Source organism: Glycomyces sambucus (assembly GCF_900102815.1).
GTDB lineage: Bacteria > Actinomycetota > Actinomycetes > Mycobacteriales > Micromonosporaceae > Glycomyces > Glycomyces sambucus.
Map to the genome: position 1 here is coordinate 943,057 of NZ_FNGF01000001.1, position 18,548 is coordinate 961,604.

Sequence of the window (18,548 nt, forward strand, 5' to 3'; positions counted from 1 at the left end):
ACTACGGGATCGGCGGGGGCAGCGGATAGTCGAGGGTGACCGTGCGGGGGTTCTCGAGTTCGGCGAGGGGGGCCCAGCATTCGTAGACGCCGCGTTCGACGCAGGTGGCGTCGGCGGCCATGATCGCCTCGATGTCGGGCTGGCTCAGGCGCAGGCGCACCCAGTCCTCGTTGCGGCCCAGCGCGATGACCTCCGTGTCGCGCCACCGGGCGCGGGTGTGGAAGCGGCGCGGGCCGGTGACGGGGCTGCGGCTCGCGGCGCCGCGCGCGTACGCGTGGAACCCGTGGCCGGGGTCGGCGGTGATCGGGACCCGCTCGCCCTCGTGCTCGCCGGTGAGCCCGGCGTGCACCGACGGGTTGACGCGGAACAGGGTGCGCCCGTTCTCGAGGCCGGGGATGCGGTTGACGAGGTCGCGGTGGCGGGCGCCGGCGACGCGGCTCCAAACGTTGGTCTGCGGCTGGTACTGGAACAGCGCGATCTCGGCGCCGTCGGGCGTGTACGCGAGGATCTCGGCGCGCGCGCTCAGCGGCAGGTCGGCGAGCCCGGCGGTGGCGAACTCGGCGATGAGGTGCGTGCCGCTGGGCAGGAACCCGGTGCCGAGGATCATCGAGCCGCGCCGCTCGCGCCCGGGGATGCCGACGAGGCCGGGGAACTCGGCGAGTCCGGTGCTGGTGTAGTCGCCGGGCCCGATCGCGCGCCAGCGCAGGCCGAAGGCGAGGTCGCGGACGTCGTCGGGGTCGCCGGAGAGGACGATGCGGTCGCTGGGGAACCGCAGGTGGGCGACGTCGAACTCGCGGTAGCAGAGGCCGCTGACGAGGGGCGCGGAGGTGAGCTGCCGCGAGACCTGGTGGCGGCTCAGGGGTTTGACCATGCGGGTGCCGGGGGTGATGAACGCGGTGGCCCTGGTGGCGGAGACGAGGGCGCGCTCGGCGGGGCCGATGCGCGGGTTCTGGCTGTACTGGTGCACTGTAGACGCGGTGATCCCGGGCATGACCGGGATCGCCAGCGGTGCGACGCCGGCGAGGAGCATCTCGCCGCCGGTGCTGACGGCCTCGGAGGCGTGGACGAACCGGTGGTGGCTGGTCCCGCTCGGCTGGAAGCCGGGCTCCGCGGTGTCCGAATAGATCTCGAATGCGGCGCCGCCTGCGACCGCACGGGCCCGGTACCGCCTGTCATGCCAGACGATCTCGGTGATGCCGGTCTGCGCGGCAGGTGGGGCCTGCATGACGCTGAGTGTACGGAGACGGGTGAACACTCCGGTGAACTGAAAGTGAACTCCAGCGGTTGCGGGCCCGCGGAGCTGGGATCACACCGTCTCGGTGACCTTTTTGAGACCTCTTGGGGCGTCGGGGTTCTCCCCGCGTTCAATTGCGAGGTGGAGCGCGACCCGTTGCAGGGGAAGGATGTCGAGCAGTGCGGCGATGCGCTCGTCGACGGCGGGGGTGGCGAGGCGGGCGGTCTGGCCGGGGACGTCGGCGGCGCCGACGATGACGACGTCGGCGCGCTGCTTCTCCAGGCGGGTGAGGACGTTCCACATGGCGTGGCCGCCGGGGCCGGAGCCGACGACGGCGAGGACGGGGACGCCGGGGTCGGCCATGGCGAGGGGGCCGTGGAGGAGGTCGGCGCCGGAGAAGGCGAGGGAGGGGAGGTAGGAGGTCTCCATGAGTTTGAGGGCGGTCTCGCGGGCGGTGGGGTAGGCGTAGCCGCGGCCGGTGGTGACGAAGCGGGAGGCGAAGCGGTAGCGGCCGGCGAGTTCGGCGGCGCCGGGGTCGTCGAGGACGCTCTGGGCGAGTTCGGGGAGCTTGTCGAGGGCGGCGGCCTCGGCCGCTTCGAGGCGGCCGGTGCCGGTGCGGATGCCTTCGATGAGGAGCAGGAGGGTGAGGAGTTCGGCGGTGTAGGTCTTGGTGGCGGCGACGGCGCGTTCGTGGCCGGCGCGGACGTCGAGGTGGAGTTCGGCCTCGGCGGCGAGGCGCGAGCCGGGGTTGTTGGTGACGGCGAGGGTGAGGGCGCCGCCGGCGCGGGCGGCGGCGACGACCTGGGCGAGGTCGGGGGAGCCGCCGGACTGGGACACGGCGATGACGAGGCTGTCGGACCAGTCGGGGCGGGCGTCGTAGACGGTGACGACCGAGGGGCTGGCGAGGCTCGCGGGGATGCCGAGGCGGATCTCGGTGAGGTACGCGGCGTAGAGGGCGGCGTGGTCGGAGGTGCCGCGGGCGGTGAAGACGATGGAGCGCGGGCGCCGCTGGGCGATGAGGGCGGCGACGCGGGCGATCTCGGGGGCGCCGTGGTCGAGCACGCCGGCGTAGACGTCGGGCTGCTCGGCGATGTCGGCGGCCATGCCGGTGCCGGGGCGCTCCTCGGCGCCGGTGGTGTCGGGGACGCCGGCCTGGGGCTGGTTCACGGGACGCTCCTTGTCAGACGGATACCGCAGTGAAATATTAAATAAACCTTCATAATGAAGCCTAGTCGACGCGAACCAGGGCCGTCCACCGCCGCCCGGGGCTTCCCGCGGACCGGGCGGCGCCGCTCCGCGCCCTCCCAAGGGTCCGTCGATTTCACCCCGTCGTCAACGCCCTCCGGACGGTCGCGCAGGTACCGGTAAGGTTGACCCACCGAATTCCCGACCACACCTGAGGAGGAAGCGATGGCGAAAGCAGCTCGCAAGCGCAAGTCGCGTAAGAAGAAGGCCGCGAACCACGGGAAGCGGCCGAACAGCTAGCGCTTGGCGGGGCAGGCGGCCGTGGCCGCGACTGCCCCGCGATGGCACTGGCCGACACGGACAAGAACGAGACTTGCCCAGATGACCGAATCGCCGCGCGAACCGCGCGAGCCGCAACAGCCGAGCACCCGCGAGCGGATCCAGCGGACCGCGATCGCGCTCTTCAGCGAGCACGGCTACGAGCACACCTCTCTCAGGGAGATCGCCGAGCACCTCGGCGTCACCAAGGCCGCGCTGTACTACCACTTCAAGACGAAGGAAGACATCGCGGCGAGCTTCTTCGAGTCCTACGCGAACGACCTGGACGCCATCTGCGACTGGGGGGACACGCGCCCGAGGGAACTCGACACCCGCACCGAACTGCTGCGCCGCTACGCGGAGGTCATCCGCGCGCACGTGCCGGTGCTGCGGTTCATGCAGAACAACCAGGCCGCGCTCACGCGCCTGGACCGCATGTCGGTCTTCCGGCTGCGGCAGCGGCGCCTGCACGCGCTGCTCGTGGAGTCGGACGCGCCCCTGATCCAGCGCATGCGCGCCTGGGACGCGATCACGACGCTCTACAGCAACTGGATCACGTACCCGCGGGTCGACGACTCCGAGGACGACATCCGGGAGGCGTCGCTCCAGATCTCGATCGGCATGATCGAGGCGAACGCCGCCTCCTGATCCGGGGACGCCCGGGCGCGATCAGCGATCGCGCTCGGCGGCCTCGGAGAACAACTGGCTGACCTGCTCGATCGCGCCGAGCTTCTGGCGCAGCCGCTCCTTGACGTCGTCGGGGGCGACCTCCTTGGAGCAGCAGCGGTGCACGATGGCCCGCACCTCCTGCTCGATGCCGTACTCCGAGAGGCACGGCGAGCAGTCCTCGAGGTGGTCCTTGATGACGCCGCGGCGCACGTCGGAGCACTCCTCGTCGAGGTACAGGTAGACCTCTTCGAGCACCTCGCGACAGTCGAGGCGGGGCTTGTCCGGTTCGCTGGTCACGACTGGCCCTCCTGTGCGGGCGAGAGGCCGCGGTCGGCGGCGTACGAGCTCAGCAGCTGGCGGAGCTGGCGCCGGCCCCGGTGGAGGCGGGACATGACCGTCCCGATCGGGGTGCCCATGATGTCGGCGATCTCCTTGTAGGAGAAGCCTTCGACGTCGGCGAGGTAGACCGTCAGGCGGAAGTCCTCGCCCAGGCGCTGGAGGGCGTCCTTGACGTCGGAGTCGGGCAGGTGGTCGAGGGCCTCGGTCTCGGCCGAGCGCAGCCCCGAGGCCGAGTGGGACTCGGCGTCCGCGAGCTGCCAGTCGGTGATCTCATCGGTCGGCGAGGTCAGCGGCTGGCGCTTCTTCTTGCGGTAGGAGTTGATGTACGTGTTGGTGAGGATCCGGTACAGCCACGCCTTGAGGTTGGTGCCCTCGCGGAACTGGTGGAACTTCGAGTACGCCTTCAGGAACGTCTCCTGGACCAGGTCCTCGGCGTCGGCCGGGTTGCGCGTCATGCGCAGCGCCGCGCCGTAGAGCTGGTCGATCAGGGGCATCGCGTCGCGCTCGAAACGCTCGCGCCGCTCCTGGGCGGTCTCGCTTCCTGCCTCGGTCACCGTCTCCCTCTCGTCGGCCTCAGAAGCCGAGCCTACGGCAGGGGTCCGGGAGGGGACGGCGGAAATACCGGCGGCGGTGACGCCGCCGACGGGACTGGTCCCGTAGGCGGGGGACCATTCGGGACCGCTCAGCAGCGCGGCCAGGCGCTCGTCTTCGCGTCCGCGGACGGTGGTGGTCATAAGCGATGCGCTCCTTACAGCGAAGTCGGAGACTCGTACCGCTCAACAGCGCCCGGTGCCGGTTCATTCCGCCGAGGGCGGGACCCTGCGAGTCTGCTCCGCCACACCCGGTCCGCGGGGGCCCGGGAGGCGGTGCGGCCGAGCGGGAACCGCCAACGAGGCGTGCGAAATTCACGAAACCATGCGAAAACCTTACTTACCGGATCGAACCGGTAACTTTCGGTGCGCGCAGTCGTTATCGTCAGTGGACCCGGAAGGGTCTTGATCGCGCCGACGACACATCGGCGCGTGAACTCCCAGTACCTGCCCCGGGCCGGCGGACATGACACCGCCGCCGGTCCGGGGAGGCTGCGGACTCCCCCTCGCATTGCGAGAACGCCCGCGAGGGCTCCCCGCTTCCCCGCACATGCGAAAGGCCGCGACGGTCGCCCGGGCGGGGCGGTCGCGGCCGATCAGAGCCGGGTGCGCTAGGCGCCCACGGCCAGGGGGTTGATGTCCTTCCAGACCTCGATCATCGCCCGGCGCTCGCGGGGCGCGGTGGCCCCCCAGACGCCGTGGCGGTCCCGGGCCTCGAGCGCGCGCACCAGGCAGGGCGTGCGCACCGGGCAGGACGCGCACATGGCCAGGGCCTCGTCGATGGGCTCGCGGGGCTCGGGGTACATGACGTCCGGCTCGGCCTCGGCGCAGTTGCCGTGGCGCAGCCAGTCGTCGCCGCTCATCCGGTACGAGCCGCCGAGCGACTCGCTCCGGTATTCAGCGGCGTCGAGCAGCCGGGGGTCCTTGCGGGCGCGGGCTACTTCTTCGGGGCGGATTCGCCGCATTGCTGCCTCCCTTTTTCACTGCCGCCGCAGCCCTTCCGGGCGTCTACGCCGAGACGCGGGGAAGCGTTCCCTTTCAGCCGGCGACGGCTTGTACACGAAAGACCGACGAGTTGTGGTACAGATACCGATGCGGTGGTGTGATTGGTTTCACAATCCAGGGAGTGTCGAGGGGCCGGGTTCGCCGTCCACCGGGAGCACGAGTTCGGGCCCGTCGTTCGTCGCGCGGCCGACGCCGCGCCCGACCTTCCGGATCTCCAGGTCCCCCGGCAGCGAGGAGGCGGGGCCGGCGAGCAGTTCGCCCTCGGCCGCGTCCTCCTCCCCCAGCCAGGCGGCGTACCGCTCGGGAGGGAGCACGTAGGGCATGCGGTCGTGGATGGTCTCCATCGCCTCGCCCATCGTCGGGCAGGTGAGCACGGTGAACGTCAGCAGCGTGAGGTCGCCGTCCTTCCAGGTGTCCCACAGCCCCGCGAAGACCACGCCCCCGGGGCGGGTGAAGAAGTACGGCTGCTTGCCGCCGCCGGGGAGCTTGCGCCACTCGTACCAGCCGTCGGCCGGCACCAGGGCGCGCCGCGTCGCGAACGGGCGCTTGTAGGCCCGCGAGGTGGCGACGGTCTCGATGCGGGCGTTGAACATCCGCGACCCGATCGCCGGATCGGAGGCCCACGGCGGGACCAGGCCCCACCGGGCCAGCTCGACCACCCGCTCCTCGCGGGACTTCGAGCGGCGCACCACCGGCGCCTGCACCGTCGGCGCGATGTTGTAGCTCGGGGTCCACGCGCCGGCGATGAGGTCCGAGGCGTCGAAGAGCGCCGCCATGCTGGGGCTCGACTTGCTGTTCGCGTACCTTCCGCACATGCCCCACACGGTAACCCCGCCCACCGACACCGCGGTTCCTCCATTTCCGGCACGCCCCGCAAGACGCACGTCCGGCCCCGGGCGCCACCCCGGTCCGGCGACCACCCGGTTCCCGCACACCGGACCACTAGACTGGCGGGCGTGAACGCAACCGCCGCCCCCGAGAAGCGCCGCTGGGAGGCCCCGTACGCGGAGGCCGAGCTCGACGCGGTCGTCCGCGTGCCCGGCTCGAAGTCGATGACGGCCCGCGCCCTCGTCCTCGCCGCGCTCGCCTCCGGACCGAGCACGATCAAGCGCCCGCTCATCGCCCGCGACACCCTCCTCATGGTCGAAGGGCTCCGCGCGATCGGCGTAGGCGTCGACACCGGCGACGACGAGGCGTGGACCGTCACGCCCGGCGGGTTCCGGGGCGGGACCTCGATCGACTGCGGCCTCGCCGGGACCGTCATGCGGTTCCTGCCACCCGTGGCGGCCCTCGCCGACGGGCCCGTGGCCTTCGACGGCGACCCGCACGCGCGCAAGCGCCCCAACGACGGCGTCATCAAGGCCCTGCGCGGCCTCGGCGTCGACATCGAGGACGGCGGGCGCCTCGCGCTGCCGTTCACCGTGAACGCCGCCGGCCGCGTCAAGGGCGGCGAGCTGGAGGTGGACGCCTCCAAGACCTCGCAGCTCGTGAGCGCCCTGCTCATGGCCGCGCCCCGCTTCGAGAACGGCCTCGACCTGCGCCACACCGGCGACCGGCCCGTGCCCAGCCGCCCCTACCTCGACATGGTCGTCCAGATGCTCCGCCAGGCCGGCGCCGACGTCGACGACTCCGAGCCGAACCGCTGGCGGGTCGCCCCCGGCGAGCTCCAGGGCCGCGAGTGGACCATCGAACCCGACCTCCAGAACGCCGCGCCGTTCCTGTGCGCCGCGCTCGTCGCGGGCGGGCGCGTCACCGTCGAGGGCTGGCCCACTGAGACCACGCAGGCCGGGGACGCGATCCGCGAGATCCTCGTGCAGCTCGGCGCCCGCGTCGAGTGGACCCGCGGCGGCCTCACCGCCTACGGCACCGCCGAGCCGCTGCCGGGCGAACTCGACCTCGCCGACGCCGCCGAGCTCACCCCCGCGCTCGCGGCGGTGTTCGGGGTCAGCAACGGCCCCTTCACGGTCCGCGGTGTCGCGCACATCCGCGGCCACGAGACCGACCGCGTCTCGGCGCTGGTCACCGAGCTGCGCAAGATCGGCGCCGACGTCGACGAGTACGAGGACGGCTTCCGGGTGGGCTCGGGCGGGCACGAGCGCGGCACCTGGGCCACGTACGCCGACCACCGCATGGCCCACGCCGGCGCCGTGGCCGGGCTCGCGATCCCCGGGCTGGTCCTCGACGACGTCGCCTGCGTTTCCAAGACCTGGCCGGAGTTCGCGGAGGTCTGGGAGCAGGCCGTGCGCGGGAAGGGATAGCCGTTGCCGAAGCCGGACTGGGACGTCGACCCCGACGACGACGATGCGGACGAGTGGGACGAGGACGACGTCAAGGTGCGCGCCTCCCGGCGCTCCCGCCCCCGCACCAAGATCCGGCCCAAGCACACGAACGCCCGCGAGGGCTTCGTGACCGCCGTCGACCGCGGTCGCTACACCTGCCAGGTCGAGGGCACCACCGTCACCGCCATGAAGGCCCGCGAGCTCGGCAAGCAGTCCATCGTGGTCGGCGACCGCGCCGGCCTGGTCGGCGACCTCTCCGGGAACCCCGGGACCCTCGCCCGGGTCGTGCGGATCGAGGAGCGCCACGGCGAGCTGCGGCGCTCGGCCGACGACGAGAACGCCACCGAGCGGGTCGTGGTCGCCAACGTCGACACCCTCGTGGTCGTGGCCTCCACCGTGGACCCGCCGCTGCGGTACGGGTTCGTGGACCGGTGCCTCGTCGCCGCCTACGACGCGGGGGTCAGGCCGGTCCTGTGCCTCACCAAGAACGACCTCGCCCCGCGGATGGCCGAGGAGGTGCGCGCGTACTACTCGCAGCTCGACCTCACCATCGTCGCCACCGAGCCCGACAGCCCGCTCGACGAGCTCATCGCCTTGCTGCGCGACAAGGAGAACGTGTTCTTCGGGCACTCGGGGGTCGGCAAGTCCACGCTCGTCAACCGGCTCGTGCCCGGCGCCGGCCGCGCCGTCAGCGAGGTCCGGTCCATCGGCAAGGGCTCGCACACCTCCACCAGCACCGTCTCGTTCGCGCTGCCCGGCGGCGGCTGGGTCATCGACACCCCCGGCGTCCGCTCCTTCGGGCTCGCGCACGTCACCGCCGACTCGATCCTCAAGGCGTTCCCCGAACTCGCCGAGGTCGCCGCCGACTGCCCGCGCGGGTGCACGCACACCCCCGAGATCGGCGACTGCGCCCTCGACGCCGAGATCGGGCCCGAGGACCCGCGCGCCGGGCGCCTCGCCTCGTTCCGCCGGGTCCTGGCCTCGCTCAACGAGGCCGACACGAAGAACTGAGGGGCGGCCCGGACTCAGTAGGATGAGCCCATGCCCTCTTCCAGCTACAACGACGACCTCGGCCTCGCGCACCTGCTCGCGGACTCCGCGGCCCAGATCGGCACCAGCCGGTTCCGCGCCTCGGACCTGCGGGTCTCCGCGAAGCCGGACATGACCGAGGTCTCCGACGCCGACACGACCATCGAAGAGGTGCTGCGCTCCACGCTCGGGCGCGCCCGGCCCCGCGACGGGATCTTCGGGGAGGAGTACGGGGACAACCCCGGCGCCTCCGGCCGCAAGTGGGTCATCGACCCGATCGACGCCACCCGCAACTACGTTCGGGGCGTGCCGATCTGGGCAACGCTGATCGCGCTGTTCGACCGCGGCGAACCCGTCGTCGGCGTCGTCAGCGCCCCGGCGCTCAACCGACGCTGGTGGGCCATGAAGGGCGCCGGGGCCTTCGCCGGGCGCGACCAGCGCGCCGGGAAGCGCATCCAGGTCTCCAAGGTCGCCCGGCTTTCGGACGCGTCGGTGAGCATCTCCTCGATCACCGGGTGGGCCAAGCTCGACCGGCAGGGCGCGATGCTCGGGATGCTCCACGAGGCGTGGCGCGAGCGCGGCTTCGGGGACTTCTACTCGTACTGCCTGCTCGCCGAGGGGGCCGTGGACATCGCGGCCGAACCCGAAGTGGCGCTGTGGGACCTGGCGCCGCTGGCGCTCATCGTGGAGGAGGCGGGCGGGAAGTTCACCGACCTGCGCGGGCGCCCCGGCCCCGACGGCGGGTCGGCGCTGGCGACGAACGGGCTCCTGCACGACGAGGCGCTGGAGCGGTTGAAGATCCGCGAACTGTAGGACGCGGGCAGGGGCGGGACCGAGTGGTCCCGCCCCTGCCGCGCGCCTAGCGCTCGGCGAGGAACTTCAGGTGCTCGCCTCGCTGGTGGATGCCGCCGCCTTCGTGCCGGTTCCAGGGCCACACGGTGATCCGCTTGTCGCCCTGCCAGCGGTTGTAGGCCGCGAACACGGTGGAGGGCGGGCAGACGTCGTCCATGAGGCCGACGGAGTAGAGCGCGGGGGCGGTGCCGCGGGCGGCGAAGTGGAGGCCGTCGAAGTAGTTCAGGGTCGCGAAGACGCGGTCCTCGCGCAGGCGCTGGCCGGAGAGGAACTCGACGATCTCCTGGTAGGGGAAGGCGTCGGTGATGGTGACGGCGCGCTGGAAGTGGGTCAGGAACGGCACGTCGACCATGGCGCCGGCGAGGTCGGCGCGCAGGCCGCCGACGGCCTGGGTGATGCCGCCGCCCTGGCTGCCGCCGGCGACGACGATCCGGTCGGGGTCGATCCCGTCGAGGCCCTTGGCGACGTCGACCGCGCGGTAGGCGTCGGTGAAGACGCGGCGGTAGTAGTAGTGCTCGGGGGCTTCGAGGCCCTGGGTCATCCAGCCCTTGTTGGTGGGGCCGGTGGTGCCGTAGGGGTCGGCGGTGTCGCCGGGCTGCCAGTTGCCGTAGCCCTGGCCGCGGGTGTCCATGACGAAGTGGGCCCAGCCGGCGGCGGGGTAGGTGGTGTGAGCCCAGGGGTAGGAGCGGCCGCCGGAGTAGCCGATGTACTCCACGACGCACGGGAGGGGGCCCTCGACGCCCTTGGGCTTGACGAGCCACGCCTTGATGGGGTGGCCGCCCCAGCCGGCGAAGGTGACGTCGTGGACGTCGACGGCGACCAGGCCCGCGTCGTAGGGCTCGGTGCGCACGTCGAGTCCGAAGCCGGCGGCCTCGCCGAGGGTGGTCTTCCAGAACTCGTCGAAGTCGGCGGGTTCGGGGACGTCGGGGCGGTATTCGCGGAGCTGTTCCAGGGGGAGGTCGAAGAGAGCCATGGGGAAGTTTGTAGCACGACCCGAGGAAAGCGTCTACCGCAACCGGTTGCCACACTCGTTCCGCCCCGCATCAGCGCTTGCCAGACGCCAGTCGGGCCCGGCGAGCCGCCGCCGGCCCCGTGCCTTTCTATTTCGCGCGAAGCCCTTGCAAACGCTGTCCGGTCGGGCTTACCGTGAAAAATAGGCGCATATCGATATGTTGCGTCTGCTTCTCCAACGAAAGGACGCTCGTCAATGTCGACGACCATCTCCCTCACGGCCAGGCGGGTCCTCGGACTCGTCGCGGCGGTCGTGCTGGCCGCGCTGTCGGTCACCGCCCTCGACCCGGCACCGGCGGTGGCCCAGTCCGGCCTCACCGGCTGGGCGACCCAGAACGGCGGCACCACCGGCGGCGCCGGCGGCCCCACCACCACGGTCACCAGCGCCTCGGCGTTCACCTCCGCGGTGTCCTCCAGCAGCGCCAAGATCGTCCGCGTCAGCGGCACGATCGCCCTCTCCGGCATGGTCAACGTCGGATCCAACACCACCATCATCGGCAACTCGGGCGCCACCTTCACCGGCGGCGGCCTCAACTTCGACTCCGACCGCAACGTGATCGTGTACAACATGCGGTTCAACAACTGGTCCGACGACGCGATCAACGTCCAGGACGGCTCCACGAACCTGTGGTTCGACAACAACACCTTCGGCACCGGCTCCGACGGCGCGCTCGACATCAAGCGCGGCTCGGACTTCATCACGGTGTCGTGGAACCGGTTCAACGGCACCGACAAGACGATGCTGCTGGGCCACTCCGACTCCAACGGGAGCCAGGACATCGGCCACCTGCGGGTCACCTACCACCACAACTGGTTCAACGGCACGAACCAGCGCACGCCGCGCGTGCGGTTCGGCGAGACCGTGCACGTCTACAACAACTACTACGTCAACATCGGCTCGTACTGCGTGGCCACCACCGAGAACGCGGGCGTCCTGTTCGAGGGGAACTACCTCGAGAACGCGGACGACGCGGTCCACATCGGCGAGGGCTCCTCGGACGACGGGCGGATCGTCTCCAGGAACAACCACCTGGTGAACACCTCCGCGCCGGCGTCGAGCGGATCGGTGGGCGGCGTCCCGTACGGGTACTCGCTGACCACCCCCTCGCAGGTGAAATCGGTCGTGACCGCGAGCGCCGGGGCCAGTTAGCCCCGCCCGTACCAGCGCTTGCCACACGCCAGACGGGACCGGTGGCGCACCGCCGGTCCCGTCCCTTTCTATTTCGGACGGAGCTCTTGCAAACGCTGTCCTCACCGGGTTACCGTCAACATCGAGGTCCATCGATATATTGGGCCTCCCCCTCCATCGAAAGGACCCCGGTCTCATGGACACCAACCCCGCCGGAGGCACGCACACCAGACGCGGCTTCTGGAAGATCGTCGGGCTCGGCGCCGCCGTACCCGTCGCCGCCTCAGCCGGCCTCCTCGCGGCCGCCGCCCCGGCACAGGCGGTCACCCCCGGCACCTGGTACCACATCAAGTCCCGCCACTCCGGGCTGGTCCTGGACGTGCTCAACCTGAGCACCGCCGGCGGCGCCGAGATCATCCAGTACAACCAGACCGGCGCGACCAACCAGCAGTTCCGCTTCGTCGACTCCGGCGGCGGCTACTACCGCATCCAGGCCCGGCACTCGAACCTCGTGCTCGACGTGTGGGAGTGGAACGCCGCCAACGGCGCCACAATCGCGCAGTGGACCGACCTCAACGCCGACAACCAGCAGTGGCGGGTCACCGAGTCCGGCGGGTACGCGACCTTCGTGAACCGCTTCTCGGGCAAGGCCCTCGACGTGTGGGAGTGGTCGACCGCGGCCGGCTCGCGCATCTCCCAGTACGACTACCTCAACGGGTACAACCAGCAGTTCCAGCTCGTCCAGGTCGGCGGCTCCACCCCGACCACGGGCCTGGTCGGCTGGGCGACCCAGAACGGCGGCACCACCGGCGGCGGCAGCGCCTCGGCGACCACCGTGACCTCGGCGTCGGCGCTGGCCTCGGCCGTCAGCGGCTCCTCGGCGAGGGTGGTCCGCGTCAGCGGCACCATCAACGTCTCGGGGATGGTCAACGTCGGCTCGAACGTCACCATCGTCGGCAACTCCGGCGCGCAGATCACCGGCGGCGGCTTCCACCTCAGCGGTTCGCGCAACGTCGTCATCCAGAACCTGCGCTTCAACAACTGGTCCGACGACGCGATCAACATCCAGGACGGCTCGACCAACATCTGGGTGGACCACAACACCTTCGGCACCGGCTACGACGGCTCGTGCGACATCAAGCGCGAGTCCGACTTCGTCACCGTGTCGTGGAACCGCTTCGACGGCAGCGACAAGAACATGCTGCTGGGCCACTCCGACGACCACACCGCCGACATCGGGAACCTGCGGGTGAGCTACCACCACAACTGGTTCAACGGCACGAACCAGCGCAACCCGCGCGTCCGCTTCGGCGAGCCGGTCCACGTGTTCAACAACTACTACTACGACATCGGCGACTACGGCGTGGCGACGACCATGAACGCCGGGGTGATCTTCGAGGGCAACTACATCGAGAACACCGACTCCCCCACCGAGATCGGCCAGGGCGACTCCGCGGGCGGGCGCATCGTCTCGCGGAACAACCACCTGGTGAACTCGGGCTCGCCGGTCTCCAGCGGCTCCGTCGCGGGCGTGCCGTACTCGTTCACGCTCGACACCCCGTCGAACGTCAAGTCGATCGTGACGGGAGGCGCCGGGGCGCGCTGACCCCGATAGAGGAAGAGGCCCCCGGCTCGCGCCGGGGGCCTTGCCGCATCAGGCCCAGGGGAGGCCGAGTTCGCTGTAGAGCCTGCCCTGGGTCGCCGCGTCGACCACCGCGCGGTCGACGCCCTTGAGGATCGTCACGGGATCGTCGCCTACGCGCTCGAGGTGCTTCTCGTCGACCAGGCGCGGCACCGGCGAGGTGAGGACCTGCTCCAGGACGCCGGTGAACGGCTTGGCGCGGCGCAGCCCCGAGATGAGGCCGACCCCGCGGCGGCGGTGCGCCAGAAGGTTGTCGAGGAGGTTCGTGGTGCCGTACTGCTTCGCCTCGGTCTCGCCGGGCAGGCGCAGCAGGTCCTCGCGGAAGCCGTACCACGCCTCGCCCTCGGTGCCCTTGATGTAGATGTCGCCCTCCACCTTCGCGTCGCCGCAGAGGGTCACGGCGACGGTGATGCGCACGCCGTTCTTGTTCGTCGCGCGCCACACGGCCGTGTCGTCCACTTCGATCGACTCGCGGGTGCGCAGCCGTTCGAGCTCGACCGGGCCGTGGAGCGGCCAGTCCCCCGCCAGCGCGATGGCCTGCTGGGAGGCGTGGGCCCACGGGTTCGCGAGCGCGCCGTCGGCGACGAGGGTGCCGTTGAGCTCGCGCCTGCCGGCCCACGCGGAGCGGCGGTAGTACGAGTCGGGGCGCTGCCAGGAGCCGGCGACGCCGATGGACTCGATCTCGCCGAAGCGGCCCGCCTCGATGGCGTCGCGGACGGCGTTGAAGGCGTGGGAGCCCAGGGCCTGGAAGCCGACCTGGACGTTGCGGCCGGTCTCGGTCATGACGTCGTACAGCTCGCGGTATTCGGCGAGGGTGGTGACGGGGGGCTTCTCCAGGTAGATGTCGGTGCCGTGGCGCATCGCGTCGCCGGCGATGGGCAGGTGCGAGGGCGGCGGGGTGGCGATGATGACGACGTCGGGGTCGGTGGCGTCGAGCATGGCCCGGTAGTCGTCGAAGACGGGCGTGTCGCCGATGGGGGCGCCGGGGCGCTCCTGGATCTCGGCGGTGTCGCACATGCCGACGAACTCGAGTTCGCCGCGCGCGGTGCGCGGGGCGAGGTTGTGCTCGCGGTGGTGGAGGCCGAAGCCGTTGGCGCCCACGAGGGCGACGCGCGGGATGCTCGTTGTCACAGGTGCTCCAGGGTGGTGGCGACGCCGTGCCGGTCGAGTTCGCGCAGCCATTTGGCGGCGGCCCGGCGCAGCTGGTGGTTGTCGGCGAGGGGTTCGGGGACGACCTGGCGGATGCCGAGGATCGCGTCGATGCGCGCCGCGGGGGCGGGTCCGGCGGCGGCGAGGCTCTGGCGCAGGACGTCCTTGAGCGGGTCGTCGAGCGGCAGGTCGGCGCCGGCGTCGGACTTGCCGGCGCAGAAGCGGGTCCAGGCGGCGAGCGGCAGCGCGATGAGGTCGAGGTCGACGCCGGCGGCGGCGAGGTCGCCGATGGTGGCGAACAGGCGCTGCGGGAGCTTCTGGGAGCCGTCCATGGCGATCTGGATGCAGCGGTGGCGGATGCCGGGGTTGGCGAAGCGCTCCAGGACGCTGTCGCCGTACGCGACGGTGTCCTGGCCGTCGGGGGGCGTGAAGCTCGGTGCGATCTGCTCGGCGATGAGCCAGCGCGCGAAGCTGTCGGCGCCGGGGAGCGCGAGGGCGCCGGCGACGGTCTCGGTGTCGGCGAGGGCGCCGAGGTAGGCGAGGGTGGAGTGGACGCCGTTGAGGGTGCGCAGTTTCAGGCGCTCCCAGCCGGCGACGTCGGCGGTGTAGGTGGCGTCCCACGGGGGGCGGGGTCCGGCGAAGTCGTCTTCGATGACCCACTGGCTGAACGGTTCGGCCTCGACGGCGGCGAGGTCGGAGACGCCGAGTTCGGCGAGGGCGCGTTCGTAGGTGGCCCGGGTGGAGGCGGGGACGATGCGGTCGACCATGGAGGAGGGGAACGTGACGTGCTCTTCGGCCCAGGCGCGGGTGGTGTCGTCGAGGAGGGGTTCGACGGCGGCGCGGGTGGTCTTGCCGTTGTCGGGGAGGTTGTCGCAGCACAGGATCGTGAGCGGGGGCCCGCTCTGGGCGGCGCGACGGGCGAGTCCTGCGGCGAGGAGGCCGGGGACGCCGTGCGGGTCGCGGTACGCCTTCTCGGTGACGGTGAGGGTGACGACGTGCGTGGTGGGCGCGGCGACGGTGTCGAGGGCGCGGTCGCGGTCGGTGGCGATGTGGAGGGTGTCCGCGATCGATCCGATGACGCGCATGGAGGCGCCGTCCGGGCCCAGGGTGGCGACGGAGTAGAGGCCGTCCTGGGCGGCGAGAGCGTCGATGACGCCGCGCGAGCTGGGCGCGGCGACGGTGATGCCCCAGTCGGTGTCGTCGGTGTAGACGGCTTGGTGGGCGCGGTGGAAGGCACCGGCGCCGATGTGGAGGATCCCGGAGCGGTCGGGGCGGTCCCCGGGGACGGTGACGTCCCCGGGGAGCCGCTTCAGGACCTCGTCGCCTAGGACGTCGTTCAAGAGCTCAGCCACGCCGGGCCGTTCGGGTAGGAGTACTCGGCGATGGATTCGGCCTTGAGGGTGACCGAGTAGCCGGGCTGGGTGGGGAGCCGGTAGCGGCCGTCCACGACGGTGACGGGGTCGGTGTAGTGCTCGTGCAGATGGTCGACGTACTCGATCATGCGCCCCTCCAGGGTCTTGCCGATCCGGAGATATTCGAACATGCCGAGGTGCTGCACGTATTCGCACAGGCCGACTCCGCCCGAATGGGGGCATACTTCCACGCCGCGCTTGGCGGCCATGAGGAGGGTCGCGAGGACCTCGGGGACGCCGCCGACGCGGCAGGCGTCGATCTGGCAGACCTTGATGGCCTCGGCCTGGAGGAGCTGCTTGAAGATGACGCGGTTGGCGGCGACCTCGCCGGTGGCGACGCGGATCGGGTTGACGGCCTTGGCGATCCGGGCGTGGCCGAGGATGTCGTCGGGGTGGGTGGGCTCCTCGATCCAGTAGGGGTCGAAGGCGGCGAGTTCGCGCATGTTGGCGATGGCCTCGGGGACGGACCAGATCTGGTTGGCGTCCATCATGAGGAGGCGGTCGGGGCCGAGGACGTCGCGGATGATGCGGGCGCGGCGGACGTCGTCGGCGACGTCGGGGGAGCCCACTTTCATCTTGGCGGCGGTCCAGCCGTCGGCGACGGCCTGCTCGGTGAGGGCGCGGACCTTGTCGTCGCTGTAGCCGAGCCAGCCGACGGAGGTGGTGTAGGCGGGGAAGCCGTCGTGCTCGAGGACTTTGAGGCGGTCCTCGTAGCCGATGCGGCCTTCGTCGAGGATGGCGACGGCCTCGTCGTAGGTGAGCTCGTCCTCGATGTGCCGGTAGTCGACCTGGGCGGCGAGTTCGGCGGAGTCCATCTCGGCGAGGAGGCGCCACATGGGCTTGCCTTCGAGTTTGGCGCGGAGGTCCCAGACGGCGTTGACGACGGCGCCGACGGCCATGTGGGTGGCGCCCTTCTCGGGGCCGAGCCAGCGGATCTGGGGCTCCTGGACGAGGGAGCGGGAGAACTCGACGGGGTTCGCGAAGATCTCCTCGACCGTGCGGCCGACGACGAGGGGCGCGTACGCCTTGACGGCCTGGACGCAGATCTCGGTGCCGCGACCGCCGGTGAAGGTGAAGCCGGTGCCGGTGGGGCCGCCGTCGGTGAACAGCTCCACGTAGCAGGCGGAGTAGTCGGCGCGGTTGATCGAGTCCGAGCCGTCGCCGGCGGTCGCGGTGGGGAACCGGACGTCGTGGACCTCGAGGCGTTCGATTCGAGCAGACACTTACGTTTCCAATCCGTAGATCTTGCGAGGGAGGTGGTAGGCGAGGTCCACCGCGACTTCGGCGGCCTCGGCGTCGGTCATGCGGTGCTCGGCGACCAGGCGCGCGAGGTAGGAGGCGTCGACGCGGCGGGCCAGGTCGTGGCGGGCCGGGATCGAGCAGAACGCGCGGGTGTCGTCGACGAACCCGGCGGTGTTGTAGAACCCGGCGGTCTCGTGGACCGCCTCCCGGAAGCGGCGCATGCCTTCCGGGGAGTCGAGGAACCACCAGGGGGCGCCGGCGAACACCGACGCGTAGCCGCCCGCGAGGGGCGCGATCTCGCGGCTGAAGACCGTCTCGTCGAGGGTGTAGAGGACGATGCGGAAGCGCGGGTGGTTGCCGAACGCGTCGAGCAGGGGCTTGAGGTCCCGCGTGTACTCGGTGGTGTTGGGGATGTCGCCGCCGACGTCGCGGCCCCAGCCTTCGTACAGCCACTGGTTGTGGTTGCGGTTGGACCCGGGGTGGAGCTGCATGACGAGGCCGTCGTCGACGCTCATGCGCGCGAACTCGACGAGCATGAGCGCGGGGAAGCGCAGGATCTCGGCCTCGGTGGCCTCGCCGTCGAGGGCCCTGGCGTAGATCTCGGCGGCGGCCTTCGGGTCGTCCTCGGTGCGCGCGGTGAGGTTGCCGTGGTCGGTGCAGGTGGCACCGGCGGCGATGAAGTCCCGGCGGCGTTTGCGCAGGGCGGTGAGGAAGCCGTCGAAGGTGGCGGTGTCCTCGCCGGTGATCGCGGCGAGGGCGTCGACGCGTTCGCGCCAGCCGGGCCAGCCGGGTTCGACGAGGTTGTCGGGCCGGAACGTGGTGACGACCTTGCCGCCGCGCCCGCCCCAGCGGCGCCCGCCGCCGGCGGGGAGTTCGGCGAGGGCGGCGTGGGGTTCGAGGGAGTCCACCGGGGACTCGGTGGTGGCGAGGACCTCGATGTTGAAGCGGTCGAACAGGGCCCGGGGCCGGTAGGCGGGTTCGGCGAGCCTCGCGGAGAGGTGGTCGTAGAACTCGTCGGCGGTGTCGGGGCCGAGCTCCTTGTAGATCCCGAAGACCTCCGCGAAGGTGTGGTCGAGCCACAGCTTCGAGGGGGTGCCGCGGAACAGGTAGTAGTGCTCGGCGAAGCGGCGCCAGATGGTGCGGCCGTCGACCTCGGAGGGCTCGCCCGCGGCGGAGGGGACGCCGAGCTCGTCGGGGCGCACGCCCTGCGCGTAGAGCATCCGGGTCAGGTAGTGGTCGGGGACGACGAACAGGCGCGCCGGGTCGGGGAACGGCCGGTTCTCGGCGATGAGGCGCGCGTCGACGTGCCCGTGCGGGCTCACCAGCGGCAGGTCGGCCGTGCGCCGGTGGAGTTCGCGGGCGATGGCGCGGGTGCGCTCGTCGGCCGGGAAGAGGCGGTCGGGATGAAGCATCAGCGTTTACTCCGGTTCGGGGAAGGCGAGCGAAGCGAGCCGGCCGGGCGG

The 18,548-nt window shown here is 71.2% G+C and carries 18 protein-coding genes; 7 read left to right on the forward strand and 11 right to left on the reverse strand.

The genetic code is table 11. The features are described 5' to 3' along the window. Position 1: 1 nt before the first annotated feature. Both BLS99_RS04395 and BLS99_RS04400 read right to left on the reverse strand, forming a co-directional pair. A complete protein-coding gene (locus BLS99_RS04395) occupies positions 2-1,225 on the reverse strand; it encodes a hypothetical protein (protein WP_091044101.1) in 1,224 nt (407 codons plus the stop codon). An 81-nt stretch (positions 1,226-1,306) separates the two neighbouring features. Further along, a complete protein-coding gene (locus BLS99_RS04400; protein ID WP_091044894.1) occupies positions 1,307-2,338 on the reverse strand; it encodes an SIS domain-containing protein in 1,032 nt (343 codons plus the stop codon). Positions 2,339-2,644: 306 nt separating this feature from the next. Between BLS99_RS04400 and BLS99_RS27740 the strand changes: the two genes are divergently transcribed. Further along, on the forward strand, positions 2,645-2,719 hold the full coding sequence (locus BLS99_RS27740) for a 50S ribosomal protein bL37 (protein WP_374209694.1): 75 nt from the start codon (positions 2,645-2,647) through the stop codon (positions 2,717-2,719). An 81-nt stretch (positions 2,720-2,800) separates the two neighbouring features. Then, on the forward strand, positions 2,801-3,385 hold the full coding sequence (locus BLS99_RS27285) for a TetR/AcrR family transcriptional regulator (RefSeq protein WP_091044105.1): 585 nt from the start codon (positions 2,801-2,803) through the stop codon (positions 3,383-3,385). Positions 3,386-3,406: 21 nt separating this feature from the next. Here BLS99_RS27285 and rsrA read toward each other — a convergent pair whose 3' ends face one another. The 4 genes from rsrA to BLS99_RS04425 all read right to left on the reverse strand — a co-directional run bounded on the left by rsrA (position 3,407) and on the right by BLS99_RS04425 (position 6,155). After that, a complete protein-coding gene (rsrA, locus tag BLS99_RS04410; RefSeq protein ID WP_218126237.1) occupies positions 3,407-3,703 on the reverse strand; it encodes a mycothiol system anti-sigma-R factor in 297 nt (98 codons plus the stop codon). After that, positions 3,700-4,479, reverse strand: a complete 780-nt coding sequence (locus BLS99_RS04415) for a sigma-70 family RNA polymerase sigma factor (RefSeq protein WP_091044108.1) — start codon at positions 4,477-4,479, stop codon at positions 3,700-3,702. The genes rsrA and BLS99_RS04415 overlap by 4 nt, the downstream gene beginning before the upstream one ends. A 467-nt stretch (positions 4,480-4,946) precedes the next feature. Next, the gene (locus tag BLS99_RS04420; RefSeq protein WP_091044112.1) at positions 4,947-5,300 is read right to left on the reverse strand and encodes a WhiB family transcriptional regulator; all 354 of its coding nucleotides are present in this window, start codon (positions 5,298-5,300) and stop codon (positions 4,947-4,949) included. 147 nt (positions 5,301-5,447) lie between these two features. Next, positions 5,448-6,155 carry an SOS response-associated peptidase gene (locus BLS99_RS04425; protein ID WP_091044900.1) on the reverse strand — a complete coding sequence of 236 codons (708 nt, stop codon included), beginning with the start codon at positions 6,153-6,155 and terminating at the stop codon, positions 5,448-5,450. A gap of 141 nt (positions 6,156-6,296) precedes the next feature. Here BLS99_RS04425 and aroA point away from each other — a divergent pair, with 141 nt between their 5' ends. The 3 genes from aroA to hisN are packed head-to-tail and all read left to right on the forward strand — an operon-like array spanning position 6,297 to position 9,461. Next, a complete protein-coding gene (gene aroA, locus BLS99_RS04430; protein ID WP_218126239.1) occupies positions 6,297-7,598 on the forward strand; it encodes a 3-phosphoshikimate 1-carboxyvinyltransferase in 1,302 nt (433 codons plus the stop codon). Positions 7,599-7,601: 3 nt separating this feature from the next. After that, positions 7,602-8,630 carry a ribosome small subunit-dependent GTPase A gene (gene rsgA / locus BLS99_RS04435; RefSeq protein WP_091044115.1) on the forward strand — a complete coding sequence of 343 codons (1,029 nt, stop codon included), beginning with the start codon at positions 7,602-7,604 and terminating at the stop codon, positions 8,628-8,630. Between the two features lie 30 nt (positions 8,631-8,660). Beyond that, positions 8,661-9,461: a histidinol-phosphatase gene (gene hisN, locus BLS99_RS04440; RefSeq protein ID WP_091044119.1), complete on the forward strand. Its 801-nt coding sequence runs from the start codon at positions 8,661-8,663 to the stop codon at positions 9,459-9,461. Between the two features lie 46 nt (positions 9,462-9,507). Here hisN and BLS99_RS04445 read toward each other — a convergent pair whose 3' ends face one another. Beyond that, the gene (locus tag BLS99_RS04445) at positions 9,508-10,473 is read right to left on the reverse strand and encodes an acetylxylan esterase (RefSeq protein WP_091044122.1); all 966 of its coding nucleotides are present in this window, start codon (positions 10,471-10,473) and stop codon (positions 9,508-9,510) included. Positions 10,474-10,707: 234 nt separating this feature from the next. Here BLS99_RS04445 and BLS99_RS04450 point away from each other — a divergent pair, with 234 nt between their 5' ends. Then, on the forward strand, positions 10,708-11,661 hold the full coding sequence (locus BLS99_RS04450; protein WP_091044126.1) for a pectate lyase family protein: 954 nt from the start codon (positions 10,708-10,710) through the stop codon (positions 11,659-11,661). A 175-nt stretch (positions 11,662-11,836) separates the two neighbouring features. Then, positions 11,837-13,246 (forward strand): pectate lyase family protein, encoded by a 1,410-nt coding sequence (locus BLS99_RS04455; RefSeq protein WP_091044129.1) that lies wholly within the window; start codon positions 11,837-11,839, stop codon positions 13,244-13,246. A gap of 48 nt (positions 13,247-13,294) precedes the next feature. Here the strand turns inward: BLS99_RS04455 and BLS99_RS04460 are convergent, their stop codons facing one another. Genes BLS99_RS04460 through uxaC form a run of 4 tightly spaced genes read right to left on the reverse strand, consistent with a single transcriptional unit; the run spans position 13,295 to position 18,497 of the window. Beyond that, positions 13,295-14,413, reverse strand: coding sequence for a Gfo/Idh/MocA family protein (locus BLS99_RS04460; RefSeq protein WP_176953193.1), 1,119 nt, complete (start codon positions 14,411-14,413; stop codon positions 13,295-13,297). Then, positions 14,410-15,771, reverse strand: coding sequence for a mannitol dehydrogenase family protein (locus tag BLS99_RS04465; RefSeq protein ID WP_091044135.1), 1,362 nt, complete (start codon positions 15,769-15,771; stop codon positions 14,410-14,412). Before BLS99_RS04465 ends, BLS99_RS04460 begins: the two co-directional genes overlap by 4 nt. After that, entirely contained in the window at positions 15,768-17,066 is a 1,299-nt protein-coding gene (locus tag BLS99_RS04470; protein ID WP_091044138.1) for an enolase C-terminal domain-like protein, read from the reverse strand. Before BLS99_RS04470 ends, BLS99_RS04465 begins: the two co-directional genes overlap by 4 nt. Then, a complete protein-coding gene (gene uxaC / locus BLS99_RS04475; protein WP_091044142.1) occupies positions 17,067-18,497 on the reverse strand; it encodes a glucuronate isomerase in 1,431 nt (476 codons plus the stop codon). It abuts the gene before it with no gap. Positions 18,498-18,548 lie beyond the last annotated feature (51 nt).